Below are 16,460 nucleotides of genomic sequence, written 5' to 3' on the forward strand. Positions count from 1 at the left end.
AATGATTTCGATAATAATTTGTTCTGTCAATAAGTATGCGCTTGATAAGGTAAGCCAAAACATTGCCCGCACCATTGGTGTAGATTTTGAAATTATCGCTATTGACAATGCTGCAACAGGTTTGGGGATATGTGCAGTGTATAATATTGCCGCCGCCAGAGCAAAATTTGATGTATTTTGTTTTATCCATGAAGATATCTATTTTGAAACAGCAGGCTGGGGCCAAAAGGTAGCGGCACATTTGTCATCAAAAGAGTTCGGTTTGATCGGCCTTGCAGGAGGGAGTATCAAAAGCAGGGTTCCTTCATCATGGGCCTCCCTGATCTATCCAAGTGAGGTCAGTTATATACAGCATTTTAAAAATCCAAAACGGGAGATAAAAATGGTGAGGACGCATTCGCCGCAGGATGTGGGTATTATTAAAAAAGTGGTTTGTATTGATGGGTTCTGGATGTGCACAACCAGGGAAGTATTTGGCAGGTATCAGTTTGATGAAAAAATATTCCGCGGCTTCCATGGCTATGATATTGATTTCTCTCTACAGGTATTTACAGCCTATAAGGTAGGGGTGGTGTTTGATATTATAGCCCATCATTTTTCGGAAGGCAGCTTTGACAAAACATGGTTAATCAACGCAATGGCAGTTAGTAGAAAATGGGGAGCTACGCTTCCGTTCTCGGTGGATGCCATATCGCATGAAACATTGTTGCGCCAGCATTGGACAGCTATGCAGGGCTTTATAGACAAGATGCTTTCGCTGGAATACAGCCTCCCGGAAATTGTGCGGTACTATTTTGCCTATGCTTTCGGGAAATATTTTTACTGGAAACATTTTCTGCATTTTTTTAAATACCTGCTGACCGGCTATTTCAAAAAGCGACCGGAAATAAAAAGTGTCAATGAGCATTTCATTACAAACAATAAGTATTAAGTCAAATTCTTTTTATGAAAATCAGCGTTCTCCTGATTACTTACAATCAGTCAGCATATATCCCGCAATGCCTTGCCAGTATTGTCACACAGCAGGTAGACGGTGAAATTGAAGTGGTGGTTGCAGATGATTTTTCCACGGATAATACAGTCATGCTGATCCGTTCCTTTGCTGAGCAATCAGCCTTTAACTTTATCTTTTTACCCACGTCGGTAAATCTCGGGCTTGTAAAAAATTACCACCGGGCCTTTGCCGCCTGCTCAGGCGATTATATAGCAGTGATGGAAGGAGATGACTACTGGACGGATTCCAAACGCCTGCAAAAGCACCTCCTTTTTTTTGATGCGCATCCGGAATGTGTAATGGCCATGAACCGGTATATCATGCGCAATGAATTTTTTAGCATTTACTGCACCCCGGGCTTCTCCTCGCCGGATACCTTTGAATATGTAAGCGGACCGCAAATGGCCATTGAAAACCAGTTGGGCAACATGTCTGCCTGTGTCTTCAGAACGAGTGCCGTGCAGAAAATCAAACCGGATTTATTTGATCTGCCGGTAGCCGACTGGATGATTGGAATGGTATTATCTGAATTCGGCGTTGTGGCAATTTTAAATGAATATCTTTCTGTTTACAGGATACATAAAAACGGGCAGTGGTCGCAGCTAAATGAGCAGGAGCAAATAAAAAAAATGAATGAACTCATTGATCAGTATGACCATTACCTCGGATACAGGTATCACACCGAATTTGTTACACACAAGCAGCGGTTGAATGGAACAGCGAAGCAGGTTGTTCCTTCCAGGGGGTATCGCCTCCGGGATTTTGTTCCGCCCGTTATGATGAAAGTATTAAAAATTAACTGAGCTGACTCCATCCTTACTATATATATTCATTTTGATCAAATTGTTACCAAATCATTATTAAAATCCCACTTGTTATATTTAGCAATTTGTTGTTGTTTTATTAACCTGTACACACAATTAAACCTGTTTTTATTTCCTTTCTTTATTCTTTCTATAACGATTGATAAAGTAATCCGCTTTTAAAATCATTCTTCACTGTTATTGAATAATTCGCCTCTCTGAAAAAGCCTTAATAAACAGGCTGCGGCTTGCCGTAAATAAAAAACTATTCAACACTTACAAACAATTTTTAAACCGAAAATGAAAAAGATTTTTACTTTGTTTTTTACAATGTGTGCCGGATACTGCAGTTTTGCACAAACATCCTTTACACCTGGAAATCTCGTTGTGGTGCAAACCTCCGGCACTGTAAGCAAAGCCTCGTCTGCTATCACACTGAAAGAATTTTCAACGGCGGGTACGCCCGGCATATCAGTTGTCTTACCGGTTACCGGAACAACTCCGGTGCAGACTTCAGGTGTTTTCGGTGGCTCAGAAGGTTTTCTTACCACATCTACAGACAATAAATATCTGGTGATTGGGGGTTACGCAACAACGTCTGTAATTGCTGACATTACCGCAACTGCTGCCTCTGCAGTTCCCCGTGTGGTGGGTACTATTGCTCCATCCGGTTTTTATTTACAACGGGGCATAAGCAATACATTTTATTCAGGCAACGATATCAGGGGCGCTGTTTCAGATGGTACCAACTATTGGGCATCTGGTGCATCAGCGGCTAACATAGATGGCATTGATTATTTTGGATCCGGTGTACAAACCGGAATTGGTACTGCCGCGGCACCGCCCAAGGCATATGGCCTCAGAATTTTTAACGGACAAATATTTTATTCAACACAAAAGGCTGCGCTGGCTTTTACTGCGTCGCATCTGGGAATCTTTACATTGGGAAGTTCACCTGTTTCCAATCCTGCAACTATCACCCAGGTCATAGATATGGGCACCACTATCCCGGAAGATTTTTCATTTAACCCTTCAATGGATATCTGTTACGTAGCCGTGAACTTAAATACAGCAGCTGGCGGTATTCAAAAATGGACAAAGAGCAGCAACGTATGGTCACTTGCATACACACTGGGAACCGGAGTTGCAAACATTGGCGCTTATGGTTTGCTGGTAGATTATTCAGGTGCCAATCCTGTTTTATATGCCACTACTTTTGATGCAGCGGGTAACCGGGTAATTAAGATCAGTGATACGGGAGCAGGTGCATCTGCCACCACCATTGTGCCTGCAGTGAGTAATGTATTTTACAAGGGCATTGCCTTTGCTCCGGTAGCTTCCGGAACGCCTGAAGTAAACCTCACGGTCAGTACCAACACAGCTTCTGAAGCAGGCGCAACGGTTATTACCGTTACTGCAAATGCATCGTCTGCCGTTTCGGGTGATCAGACTGTTGCGCTTGGCGTATCTGGTACCGGAATTACCAATGGCGATTACACGCTTTCCAATACAACCATTACTATTCCTGACGGCGCTACCACAGGCTCTGTAACTTTTGCGGTTGTGGATGACGCCATCTTTGAAGGCACAGAAACAGCCGTATTGACTATGAGTGCGCCTTCGTCAGGTATTATTTTAGGATCTGGTACAAGTCAAAATGTTGTGATCGCAGATAACGATCTTCTAAATAATCCGCCTTCTATTTCAATGAGTGTTAGTACTTCCAATTTCATAGATGATGGTGTTACAATACCCCCTGTAAGCCCGTTTAAAGCGAGCGGTGTTATCAGCGATCCTACGGATCCTGTTAGTATTTATGGGATAGATTTCACGATAAATGATGCAGAAACGCCTGCGGCGAATTTAACAGTAACTGCCACAAGTAGCAATACTATTGTTGTTCCAAATGCGAATATTGTTGTAAGCGGAACCGGAGCGACACGAACAGTAAAAATTACTGCGACGGGTGTAGGATATACTAGTATAACTGTAAGCGTAAGAGACGGAACAGATTCGGCTTCTTATATTATCAGCTATGCTGCTTCTGTGGCCTCGGCATCGACTGCTGCAACGCTATGGCATACCGGCATATCAGACGCTTCTGATGCGATCGCACTAGATGATAATTATTATATTACCGGCGATGATGAACTGGATGTACTGAATGTATATTCAAGATCAGCGTCCGGTTTGAAAGTCGCTTCATTTGATTTTGCGTCAACACTGAATCTGCCTAATCCGGGAAAACCTGAGGTAGATCTGGAAGCGGCAACAAAAAGCGTTGTGAATGTTAACCGGGTTTACTGGCTGGGCAGTATGAGTACAGGCAGTGATTTTTTAAGCAGGCCAAACCGTGACCGGCTGTTTGCAACAACAGTTGCCGGAACTGGCACAGCTACTACATTTTCAGTGTTGGGTTATGGTGCAATAAAAAACAGTTTGCTGGCCTGGGGCGATGCCAAAGGATACAACTTTACTGCAAGCGCTGCGGATGGTGTTGATTCAAAAACACCAGGCGGTTTTGCCGCAGAGGGAATGGTATTTGGCCCCGACAGCACTACGATGTATATCGGCTTAAGGGCTCCGCTGGTTCCAACTGCCAACAGAACAAAAGCTGTTATTGCTCCTATTCTTAATTTTGAAACCTGGTTCAATAATGGAGCACCATCCGGTGATCCAACTTATGGTTCACCTATTGAACTGGATCTTGGCCTGAGAGGTATCCGTGATTTGATGCGGCTTTCAAACGGAACCTACATTATCCTCGCGGGAGATCCGGGTTCAGCAAGTGCCGGTGCCATTTACAAATGGACAGGTAAGGCGACTGACGCCCCGGTATTGGTAAACAGTTCTGTAGCTGCATCGTTGAATATGGAAGGGGCCTTGCCGATAAATGAAAATGGAAGTTTATCCTTATCAAAACTACAGGTGATTAGTGATGGCGGAACAGTGGTTTTATACAATGACGGCACTGAAGCAAAAGAATTTGGTGACCTGATACTGAGAAAATTCAGATCGGATAACCTGACCGGTCTTGACTTAAATCTTTGCCAGAACCCTCAGCCAGCCAGCTTTACATCAAAATCTACTTTCGTTTATAAAGGTGAAAATGCAGTCGCTTATACTGTGCCCAATGTTTCAGGCGAAACATACAACTGGTCGTACAGCGGCACCGGCGCAACCATCAACGGAACTGGTAACAGTGTATCTGTAGACTATGGCGCAACTGCTACCAGTGGCATATTAAGTGTTGTGTCAAACAATGTGTGTGGTGCAAGCCCTGCCCGTACCTTGCCTGTGACACTTAACTCCCCCATCATCGTAAACACAACCAACTATGATTACTCATTTGTTACAGTTGGTTGTAACAGGGTGGATTATTTAGACACCGCCTTTACAAGCAATGATATCGACTATAGCACCGGAGCAAGTACGGCCAACGTGTACCAGTTAAAACGTTTGTTTACTGAAATTGCTCACCTGAATCCATTGCCAAAATACCTGATCCTTACGGGTGATATTGTAATGGGATATAAAACCCCTTCTACACCTGATACGGCAGAGCTAGCCAAACAATTAACGGCATGGAAATCTATTTATGAAAGTCATCCACTTTCTTCTATGGGTATTCAACTGGTTGCCATTCCGGGCAATCATGAAACGCAGGATAAGGCAGCCGGTAAAAAATCATTCCTGTCGGCAGAACAAATTTTCACAAGGGTGATGGCGCCATACATCAGGGGCAACAACGGCCCCGGTATTGGCGGACCTGACAGTCTCACAACTGACCAGAGTAAACTGACCTACTCATTTAATTTTAATGGCGATCACTTTATTGTATTGAATACAGACCCGGTTGGGAAAGATAACCAGGTGCCGTACAAATGGCTGGCTGGTGATATACAGGCTGCAAGAGCAAACAATGCTCGTCACATTTTCGCCTTCGGACACAAGCCTGCCTATTCATCTTCCTTAACACCAAAGGGTGGACTGGATGCAGATGTAACCCTGCCACAAAGGGATAGCCTCTGGAAATACCTGGAAGACAATAATTGCGAGGCGATGTTCTCCGCCCACGAACATTTGTGGGACAGCATTCATCCGCACACAGGAAAAACATGGCAGGTAATTGCTGGCAACGGCGGATCCCGTGTTGAACCGGTTTGGGTTGGAGCAGGCAAACAATACTATGGTTATACCCTGGTGAATTTGTACACAGATAAAAAAGTAAATGTGATGGGCCTTGGCAGAAACACAGGCCAGTCAACAACCGCAGGCGGAACGCCTTACCCGGTTAATGAAGATGCCAACCCGACAACGGTTAGAAACGATTTCAATATTTGTTTAACTACAACTTCTACAACAAAAGTTATCGCCTGTGGTAGTTATGTATGGAATAATAACACCTACAATGCGTCGGGTACTTACACTTATACAACTAACAATGCGGCAGGGTGTGATTCAATAGCTACTTTACAGCTTACCGTTAATGCAAGTCCTGTTGTACCACAATTAAGTGCCTTTACAGGCAAAACAACTTTTGTTTATAAAGGGCAAACAGCAGTTAATTATACGGTTCCGAATGTTGCTGGTCAAACTTATGCATGGGCATTCAACGGCACAGGTGCAACAATCAATGGCACGGGTAACAGCGTTACGGTTGATTATTCTGCAGCAGCAACCAGCGGTAATTTAAGTGTTACTGCAAAAAATGCCTGTAACGATAGTGTATCACGCACGCTGGCAATTGCACTCAACACCCCGATCACTGTACCAACAACCAACTATGACTACTCTTTTGTAACGGTAGGTTGTAACAGGGTTGATTATTTAGATACCGCCTTTACAAGTAATGATATTGATTACAGCACCGGAGCAAGCACGGCTAACGTGTACCAGTTAAAACGTTTGTTTACTGAAATCGCTCACCTGAATCCATTGCCAAAATACCTGATCCTTACGGGTGATATTGTAATGGGTTACAAAACTCCTTCTACACCTGATACGGCAGAACTGGCTAAACAATTAACTGCCTGGAAAGCCATCTATGAAAGTCATCCTTTGTCTTCCATGGGCATCCAGCTGGTTGCGATTCCAGGCAATCATGAAACGCAGGATAAGGCAGCCGGTAAAAAATCATTCCTGTCGGCAGAACAAATATTCACAAGAGTGATGGCGCCTTATATCAGGGGCAACAATGGCCCTGGTATTGGCGGACCTGACAGTCTCACAACTGACCAAAGTAAACTAACCTATTCATTCAATTTTAACGGCGATCACTTTATAGTCTTAAACACCGACCCGGTTGGGAAAGATAACCAGGTGCCGTACAAATGGCTGGCAGCTGATATACAGACAGCAAGAGCAAACAATGCACGGCACATTTTCGCCTTTGGACACAAGCCAGCGTATTCATCTCCGTTAACTCCGAAGGGTGGACTGGATGCGGATGCAACCCTGCCACAAAGAGACAGCCTCTGGAAATATCTCGAAGACAATAATTGCGAAGCGATGTTCTCAGCCCACGAACATTTATGGGACAGCATACATCCGCACACAGGAAAAACATGGCAGGTTATTGCAGGCAACGGCGGCTCACGTGTTGAACCGGTTTGGGTGGGAGCAGGAAAACAATACTATGGTTATACCCTGGTGAATTTGTACACAGATAAAAAAGTAAACGTGATGGGCCTTGGCAGAAACACAGGCCAGTCAACAACGGCGGGCGGAACTCCTTACCCCGTTAATGAAGATGCGAACCCAACAACGGTTAGAAACACTTTCAATATTTGTTTAACTACTAACTCCAGTACCAGCATAACCGCCAACAACAGTTACACATGGAACGGGGTTACTTATACCGCTTCAGGAACGTACACAAAAACCTTGGTGAATGCAGCAGGATGTGATTCCATCGCCAAATTAATTTTACAGATTGTAATGGTGAATCAACCACCGGTTGTTACCATTACCAGTCCGTCAAACAGCAGTACTGTTAATACCAGCAACACCATATTGCTGAACGCAACAGCAACGGATGCAGATGGTACCATCACCAAAGTTGAATTCTATAACAACGGCGTTAAGTTTGGAGAAGACAGTACAGCTCCTTACTCATTTACAGGTAATGAAATTGAACCCGGTAATTACGTGATCACCGCCAAAGCAACTGATAACAGCGGTGCTTCAACTGTTTCAGATACGGTAAGGGTTACCGTTACAGGATGCAGCGGCAGCGGCAGTATTTCAGCAGAAGGATTCACCAACATACCGGGATCGCAGGTGGCTGATCTTATAGCCAGTTCAATGTATCCAAACAATCCGGATGTGACTGCCTCACTGACTACTTTTGAGTACGGCAATAACCTGGGAGACAATTACGGCGCAAGGGTGAGAGGTTATATTTGTGCACCACAAACAGGTAACTATACCTTCTATGTTGCGGGTGATGACCAGGCGGGATTGTATTTAAGTACCGATGAAAACCCGGCCAACAAAATACTGATCGCTTACAACGAAACACATGTTAATCCAAGGGCATGGTATACGTATCCAACGCAAAAATCTGTCACCATCAGACTGGTAAAAGGTGGCAGGTATTACATAGAAACATTGCACAAGGAAGCTACCGGACAGGATCATTTATCAGTAGCCTGGAAGTTACCCAACGGAGCATTCGAAGGACCGATTGCAGGAAGCAGGTTGTCTCCATTTATTACAGCCATACCTGCACGCACCAGTAACTTTGTTGCAGCAATGCAAAGCAGGTCAGTTGCAGCGGATGCTGTTAAGGGGTTAAAAGTTACGGTTCTTCCAAACCCGTCACCAACTGCCTTTACACTCATCACAAGCAGCAACAGTGAAAAAACACTCTCCATCAATATTACGGATGTACAGGGCAGGGTAGTGGAAAGAAAAGTAAATATAGCAGCCAATGGTACAGTGCAAATCGGCAGCAGATTAAGCGCTGGTGTATACTTTGCTGAAGTAATGCAGGGCACAGAAAAACAAATTTTAAAACTGGTTAAAAAGTAATAATAGCGGGAACAATTATTGCACTTTTCAATCAAACAACCATCAGCCGCCTCAATTAATTTGGGGCGGCTTTTTTATGTGGATGGGCAAACAAAATTTAGAATGGCTGTGACGGGATTGTCCTGACTATATTTGAAACTGTATAATATTAATCAATTGGTTTTCGATTGCAAAAATTTCCATTTACTTTCGGCTTATTACATATATTTATGTGTTGGTATCCATATTAACAGACCACCCAAAATGACAGAACAAACTACAACCTACATCTACATCGGTACGACACTTATAGCATCGGCTATTTACTATTTGACATTTCGCTATCAGGCGAAAAAGATTGATATTCTTGAAAAGACCATCAAATCGCAAAGCAGTCTTTTGGACGATATTGAAAAATTTAGAAAAATGCTTGACGTTGATGAGTTTAAGAAGAACCGTGAACTGCATTTGGAGACCCAAAAACTTGAAATGACCCGATATTTTGAAAAAGAAGCAAAAGCAATGGGCGAACGCATTACTAAAGCTATGAATGATAATTTCATGGAAGCAAACAAAGACCTGCTTGTAATGGTAGAAGAACTGATACAATTTCCAATACATGCGACCCTGCAACAATTTCCTGGCATATCGCAAAAAGGAAACAGAGACATTTTTATTAAACAACATTACCCACATAGTGCTGACAAATTGATTGGTTTTTGTGATGCAATTATTGGTGGACAATTTCAGCCCAACGGCCCGACTCAATAGCAAACTTTTTAAGTTCAACGTCTTGATAATTCAGTAGGCGCAGGAGTGCATCAGCCGAACGAAATGATAATAGGTGCAGGAATGCGGCAGTAGGTTTGCAGCGCTGCTTTCCTGTGTCAGCATTTTACTAATATCCGGTAATGTACAGTTGCCGCATGGAAGATCAGTAATAGGAAGGCACGGGAGAGGGCTGCTGCGACAGATGGAAAAAATTAAAAGTGAACTTAGGCTTTTGCGTAGGAAAAAGTAGCCCGATAATATTTTACAACTCTTTGCGAATAAGTTTTTCCACTGCATCACGAAATGTTTCACCAACAGGTAATTCAATTTCTTTTATAAAAATACTGTTTTTACGAACCGCTCTTATTTCAGAAATGGCAACTAACCAGGACTTATGAATTCTTATAAATTTATTTTGTGGCAACTCAGGCTCTATTGCTTTTAGACTGGTTCTTACTATCAAAGGCTTTGTTGTGCTTTTTAAATTTACTTTGATATAATCTCTTAAACCTTCAATCCAAATGATGTCATCAAACATTACTTTTACCTGGCTATAATCAATATTCAAAAAGAAATATTCTGCGGAAGGTTGCAGCGCATACTGCTGTTTTATCGCTTTAAGTTCCTGAAGCTCTTTGGCCCTGTTACAGGCTTTAATAAATCTATCCAATGCCACAGGCTTTACCAAATAATCCACAACGGATAAATCATAACTTTCAAGGGCATATTGTTTATATGCAGTAATAAAAATTACCAACGGCTTATTTTCAAGACTCCCTATAAACTGTAATCCCGTTAATCCCGGCATTTGAATATCAATGAACACTAAATCAATTTTGTTTTCCTGCAAGGTTTTCATTGCTTCAAAAGCATCGTTACAGGCAGCTACTAATTTTAAAAAAGGGACTTTGCTGATATTATCCTGCAATAATTTTAAAGCCAGTGGTTCGTCATCAACGGCAATACAATTTATCATGATTTAAAAGTTAATTCTAAAGAAACGATAAACCTGTCATTGGTTTTGTTTATTGTAAGAAGATGCCGGTGGCTATATAATAATTCCAGCCGCCGTTTTACATTGGCCAACCCGATACCGGAAGTTTTGTCTTTAACCGTTTCGGTTTGAATAAATTTGTTTTTAACAATAAAACAAAGTTTGTCATGCTCTGCCTTTAGTTCAATTTCTATTGCAGGATTTTGAACTAAACCAGTTCCATGTTTAAAGGCGTTTTCTACAAAAGGTATCAGCAGCATCGGTTCGATCGTATGCCAGTTCTCTTTTGCATCCAATGAAACATGTAAAATGAGTTTTTCACTGAAACGTTGCCGCTGTAAGTCAATGTAACTTTGTAAGTTTTCGATTTCGCTTTGCAACAGTACTTTTTCTTCATCAGTTTCGTACAGCATATACTGCATCAAAGATGATAATTTATGAACAGTTGGCTCGAGTTCATCGCTTTTTAGCCGTGCCAATGCAGCGATATTATTCATGACATTAAATAAAAAGTGCGGACTTATCTGGGAACGCAAAAAAGATAGTTCTGTCTTTAAATGCTCATTAATTCTTTCATTGGATTCTTGTTGAGATTTTGCCCTGTCGCTGATTGTTTTGTAAGCGATGCTTGCAATTACGGTAAATAGAAAAGTAATAATGTTATGTGAAGATGAATTAATGAAACTGAAAGTTTTTCCAGTTATCATCAATTTGAAAAATCCGCCATGAATCAACATAATTAAAGAAAACAGGATTACCTGTGTAAAAACAAATAAAATATACTTTCTTTTATAAACAAATGCTGGAACCAGCCTTTCTGTATTAAGGTAAAATAACCCAACCCAAAATATTTTTGTTACAGTATCTACATAAAGGAAAGTGGTATTCCCATGCAATTCATTTTCTCTACCATCATAATAGGCAGAAGTGAATATGTAAGGTAATAAGAAAATAACTGCCCATGCAATAATGTGCAGGAGCAGCGTTTGATTTTTCTTTATTTGCTTAACGCTTTTCAAATTTTCAAACTTTATAAAAACAATAAAATAATTGAAGCTGCAATGCCGGCAATGGTCATATAAACGCCCCTGCTGAATAATTTAGTTCCTGGCTTGAACATCCAGAAGGCGGATACAGACATAAACAGCAACAAAATACCAAATATTGTGGTAAAATAGTGCGCCAAAGAATGCGCTGAATCTTTACTTCTTATTTTATGCAATTCAGTAAAAGGCATTACCCAGCTGTACCATTCTTTAGTAGTGTAGGATGCCATACCCGTTGCAGTATTATAATTACCATCTTTGAAATAAACTACCGTTCCTTCTGTTTTCTCTATAACAAGTTCCCTTACTCTTAACGCATCTTTTAGTTTATCAGCCGCTAGATTTAAATCCAGCTTCTTTGTGTTTACAACATCATGTTTTAGAAAGTCGGTATCCCGGTAAATTTGAAGAATTCCACTTAAGCTGTAAATAACAACCAGGCCTGCTATAAAAAAGCCAATGTTGTTGTGCAGTAAACGCATATAGTAACGCATGTTTCTGGCTGGCTTTTTTGTGTTGGTTAATGCTTGTTCCATAATCACTTTGTTTAATTGGTGTTAGTAATAAATAAATTGAATGCAAATGATTTGAATTGTATTTACAAAGAGCTTTTATTAATTCAGTTTTACCCTTTGCTGCTCATCAGTTGGCGACGAACTTGCTGGTTTAGATCTTAGGGAAGCTCCAAACCTGTACACAAATGCAATATTAAATACCCTGGTGTCCCTGCTGATTTTTAGTGTTGATTGCACGTCCTGAAAATTCTGAATTTCTTTGGGATTTTGGGTATAAAAAATATCCCTCACATTAAACTTGATGCTTGCTTTATTATTTAATAGTTGTTTTGAAATGCCTGCTGATAATTGTCCGGCTGGTAACACAATGGCTTGACCTTCATCCCGGTTACGGCTTGTATAGTTGCCGGATAACTCCGCAGACCAGCCTTTTGCAAAGCTGAACTGGTTGTTTAGATTCAATGAAAGTGTAAGTTGTTTTGCATTAAAAGGATAGCCATTAATTTCCCCAATGTATTTGTTTTGATAAAGGTTTGCAAAAAGCGTAGCACTGTACCATTTGCTAACCGGGATAGTGGCACTCTCTGTAACACCATAATTATATCTTGTACCAATATTACCAACACTCCTGATAATTACAGAATCTTTGTGAACAAGCGTTTCATTAATCATATCATGCACAACACTGTAATTAACGGTAGTCGTCAAAAGATTTTTATAGGAATGGCTCAACTCAATATTGGTGCTGAACTGCGGCTGTAAAAAAGGATTGCCCGTTGAGTAAGTGTATTTATCAATAAAGCCGATAAAGGGATTCAATTCCTGGTAAGCAGGTCTGTCTATCCGGCGCCCAATAGACACTGCAAACTGGTTATTGTCATTCATTTCATAGCTTATAAAAGCTGTTGGGAAAAGGCTGGTGTAACTGCGGGTGAAACTCGAATCTGATTTTTGTGAAAGGGAAGATTGCAAGCCTTTATAGTTAGTGTTTTCAAGCCTTAGGCCAGCCTGCACTATCCATTTATCCATTTTTTTATTAAGGTTAAGGTATGCTGCATTTATATTTTCTGAATAGTTAAATGCGTTGCTGAATACACTATCAGTAAGCCAATAGTTGTTTGATAAATTAAAAAAGTCGGAAACGTTATTTGTTTTCACAAGACTTGATTTAATGCCTGCTTCGAGTTTAACACCAATATTCAAAGGCTGAGCATAATCAAGGCGACCTGAATAAATGTCAATTGTTAAAGGAAGTAGATTCTTTAAATAATTTGAGGTCTGTAATATTTGATTTGGAGCATAATTTAGACCCGTAATATTTTGATTGCCTGAAAAATCATAATGGAGATAATCAAAATTGGCTGTTAAATCTTTTTTGCTGCTATCAAACGAAGAATGAAAGTTGATATTAATAGTCCCGTTCTTCCATGTATTGTCAACTGTTCTGGTAGTTTTTTCGATAGAATTAATATTCTCATTGCCGTCTTTAAGGTAACTCGTCGTAAACCCATCCTGCTTTTGAGGGGCTATAAATCCGGTAGTTGCAATCCCAACAGTTGTTTGCTTATTGATAAAATAATCTAACCCTAGTTTCAGGTTATTGTTCTGGCTCTGATTTATTCTGTTAGCTTGCTGGTCAAGTTCAGAAATCTTTGTTCCGGTAGTTCCCAAAAAATTTCTTTGAATATCAAAATCCATAAAGCCTTTATTGATGCTATAGCCATAATTCAAAAAACTATTTATCTTACTGGTTCTATAGTTAAGCGCAATACTGTTATTGGATTTTGTATAAACACCCTGGCCGTAACTAAGGGTAACACTACCGTTAAATCCTTGTGTTAGACTTTTCTTTGTTTTAATATTAATTACGCCGGCATTACCGGCAGCATCATATTTTGCTGATGGGTTTGTCATTATTTCAATCTGGCTTAATTGGTTTGAATTCATATTTCCCAAAAGGTTTGCCAGTTCAGCGCTGCTGAGATAGGAAGGTTTGCCATCAATCATTACCATTACTGACGACTTACCTTTTAAGCTGATGTTACCATCTTTATCAACAGTTACACCGGGTGATTTTTCAAGTACTTCCAAAGCGGTTGACCCAACATTGGTGACAGAAGCATCCACATTTACTATCATGCGGTCAATTTTTTGTTCAATAAGTTGTTTCTTGCCGGTAATAACTACGGCGGCAAGCTTTTTTGGTAGTTCCTGTAAAATCAACGTTCCAAGTCTTACCGTTGAATTATTTTCTGAAATCATAAATGCAGGTGAATTGGTTTTTGCAAAACTTACTGTAGTTATCGTAATAAAGTAGCTTCCGAAAGGAATTCCAGTAAACGAAAACTTTCCCTCCTTATCTGAAACAGCAATTTTTATTATCGAAGAATCCTTAGACTTCAGTAGAGATGCGGTTGCGGATTCAACAGGTATATTCTTTGTATCCAAAGTACTGCCGGAGACAGAGGTTTCATTTGTTTGCCCTATACTTTTAATAGCAAGGATAAATGTTATAAAAATTATTGGTAACTTTTTCATGTTGTAGTTTTTACAACACAAACTTATTCGGAAGAGTCCGGCAAATTTTGCAAATGATGTAAACCATGAAAAGTTTGCGGTGAACCCTAAAAGTTTCCATCCTTCAGTATTTAGCCCACGCATCAAGTCATGCACATTTGCCATGCACCGAGAAGCCATACTTGTAAAAGAGCTTGCCTTACCAAAAAAGGCGCAAGAGTGCATCAGCCGAAAAAAATGATAACAGGAGCAAGAATGAGGCAGTGGTTTTGCAGGTTAGATTTCGTGTGACAGCACGTTATTAATATTTTGTAACGTTACAGCATTGGGGGGGCAGTAGCAAGAAACTATGTGGCACGCCCCCCCGCGCCAGATGGGTTTTTTCATATTCCACAGGATTGCGCTTACTTGAATGTCGGGTACAGGCAATTTACTATTTGTTAATCCAATGCAATCAAAAACCTACCTGACTTGTCAAGTAATAAAATCATTTGTATGGAAAAAATTATCCTATGTGTTTTGCTTGTTAGTTTTTATTCCTGTAAAAAAGATAACGGAGTAGGGGCACTAAAAAGAGACGTTGCCGGAACCTGGGAGTTTGAAAAGTTTGTAGGTTATCCGTTTAATCAGCCAGCGCTGCCTTCAGGAAATGGACAGATTGTGGTACTTGGAGAAGATGGACTTTATGAAAGAAAGCAACACGACACCATAGTTTTTCATGGCAACTATTTACTTCGAACAAAAAAAGATTGCTATCAAAGAAGTACTGATATTATTTTCTCAACTGATGAAAATTCATCGGGAACATATCAATATATTGAAATCACTGATGGAAGATTGTTGTTAAGTACACCCAATTGCTACCAGGATGGTGGTAGTGCATATTATCGGCGCATTCAGTAGTTTGCTTTGCCTTAAGTCCTCAAAAGTCTTTGTCATCGATAGGCACAGAAGAGTATCAGCCTGACGAAATGATAGTAGAGGCAGGAATAAGGCAGTGGTTTTGCAGTGCGTGTTTACTGTGTCAGCACGTTACTTATATTTGCTAATGTAACGTTGCCGAATGGAAGGTTAGTAACAAGAAGGGAAGGAGAGTTCATCTACGTCAGATGGAAAAAGATATTCAAAAAGGTAAATGACGAAAGAGCAAACGATAAAAGAGTTAACAATTATTCCAGGGGTTGGAAAGTCATTGGCTACCGACCTTTGGAATATTGGCATTACGTCCATTGCCGACTTGAAAGGACAAAATCCTGATAAACTTTACAACCTCTCAAACGCTTATGCAGGAGCAATTCAAGACAGATGTGTTTTATATGTTTTCAAATGTGCTGTTTACTTTGCAGACACACCAACAGACGAACACGAAAAGGAAAAATTAAAATGGTGGAATTGGAAGGACAAAAAAACGGGCCCAGTCCTGAAATAAGTTTCCTCCAAAATTATTTAACCCCACTCTTTTTCCGAAACCGCAAAAACGAAACAACATTCGCCAGCTCCTTTTCTGTTATACGGGTTTCGGGTATTTTTTCGGAATGCTCCGGAAAAATTCTGATCTCATAATCCATCAGTTGCGGCAAGGAAAAATCGGGGATTGTTTCTTTTCCGTCAACCAGTTTGTTGTGGCATTTGGCGCAGGTTATTTTGTAAATAGCCTGGCCATTGTGAAACTGTTTATCAAACGCTTTTTTGGCAGAGTCTGTATTCGCTTCGTCGGGAAAATCATAGGGCAATTTTTTTTGCGCCGTACTGGCTTTGCCAACCAACAATAGAACAACAACGAACAATACTATTTTCATCTTTTCT

At 40.6% G+C, this 16,460-nt stretch carries 11 protein-coding genes; 6 read left to right on the forward strand and 5 right to left on the reverse strand.

Features of this window, described 5'->3' with window-relative positions:
- Position 1: 1 nt before the first annotated feature.
- The 4 genes from QWZ08_RS13880 (at position 2) to QWZ08_RS13895 (ending at position 9,582) form a co-directional block, all read left to right on the forward strand.
- A complete protein-coding gene (locus tag QWZ08_RS13880; RefSeq protein WP_290338043.1) occupies positions 2-931 on the forward strand; it encodes a glycosyltransferase in 930 nt (309 codons plus the stop codon).
- A 14-nt stretch (positions 932-945) separates the two neighbouring features.
- Entirely contained in the window at positions 946-1,797 is an 852-nt protein-coding gene (locus QWZ08_RS13885; RefSeq protein WP_290338044.1) for a glycosyltransferase, read from the forward strand.
- Between the two features lie 300 nt (positions 1,798-2,097).
- The gene (locus QWZ08_RS13890; protein WP_290338045.1) at positions 2,098-8,832 is read left to right on the forward strand and encodes a metallophosphoesterase; all 6,735 of its coding nucleotides are present in this window, start codon (positions 2,098-2,100) and stop codon (positions 8,830-8,832) included.
- 243 nt (positions 8,833-9,075) lie between these two features.
- Positions 9,076-9,582, forward strand: a complete 507-nt coding sequence (locus QWZ08_RS13895; protein WP_290338046.1) for a hypothetical protein — start codon at positions 9,076-9,078, stop codon at positions 9,580-9,582.
- A 262-nt stretch (positions 9,583-9,844) separates the two neighbouring features.
- On the opposite strand, the gene QWZ08_RS13900 is transcribed toward QWZ08_RS13895, so the two are convergent.
- From QWZ08_RS13900 to QWZ08_RS13915, 4 genes are all read right to left on the reverse strand, one after another.
- Positions 9,845-10,558: a LytR/AlgR family response regulator transcription factor gene (locus QWZ08_RS13900; protein ID WP_290338047.1), complete on the reverse strand. Its 714-nt coding sequence runs from the start codon at positions 10,556-10,558 to the stop codon at positions 9,845-9,847.
- Entirely contained in the window at positions 10,555-11,595 is a 1,041-nt protein-coding gene (locus QWZ08_RS13905; RefSeq protein ID WP_290338048.1) for a sensor histidine kinase, read from the reverse strand. Before QWZ08_RS13905 ends, QWZ08_RS13900 begins: the two co-directional genes overlap by 4 nt.
- A gap of 11 nt (positions 11,596-11,606) precedes the next feature.
- Positions 11,607-12,158 carry a hypothetical protein gene (locus tag QWZ08_RS13910; protein ID WP_290338049.1) on the reverse strand — a complete coding sequence of 184 codons (552 nt, stop codon included), beginning with the start codon at positions 12,156-12,158 and terminating at the stop codon, positions 11,607-11,609.
- 78 nt (positions 12,159-12,236) lie between these two features.
- Complete coding sequence (locus QWZ08_RS13915) at positions 12,237-14,675, reverse strand: TonB-dependent receptor domain-containing protein (RefSeq protein ID WP_290338050.1); 2,439 nt, start codon at positions 14,673-14,675, stop codon at positions 12,237-12,239.
- Positions 14,676-15,149: 474 nt separating this feature from the next.
- On the opposite strand from QWZ08_RS13915, the gene QWZ08_RS13920 reads away from it, so the two are divergent.
- Together QWZ08_RS13920 and QWZ08_RS13925 are read left to right on the forward strand one after the other, a co-directional pair.
- Complete coding sequence (locus QWZ08_RS13920) at positions 15,150-15,557, forward strand: hypothetical protein (protein WP_290338051.1); 408 nt, start codon at positions 15,150-15,152, stop codon at positions 15,555-15,557.
- Between the two features lie 232 nt (positions 15,558-15,789).
- Positions 15,790-16,083, forward strand: a complete 294-nt coding sequence (locus tag QWZ08_RS13925; protein WP_290338052.1) for a helix-hairpin-helix domain-containing protein — start codon at positions 15,790-15,792, stop codon at positions 16,081-16,083.
- 13 nt (positions 16,084-16,096) lie between these two features.
- Here the strand turns inward: QWZ08_RS13925 and QWZ08_RS13930 are convergent, their stop codons facing one another.
- Positions 16,097-16,453, reverse strand: coding sequence for a hypothetical protein (locus QWZ08_RS13930; protein WP_290338053.1), 357 nt, complete (start codon positions 16,451-16,453; stop codon positions 16,097-16,099).
- Between the last annotated feature and the right edge of the window lie 7 nt (positions 16,454-16,460).

The organism is Ferruginibacter paludis, from assembly GCF_030409685.1.
In the GTDB taxonomy this organism is placed as follows: domain Bacteria; phylum Bacteroidota; class Bacteroidia; order Chitinophagales; family Chitinophagaceae; genus Ferruginibacter; species Ferruginibacter paludis.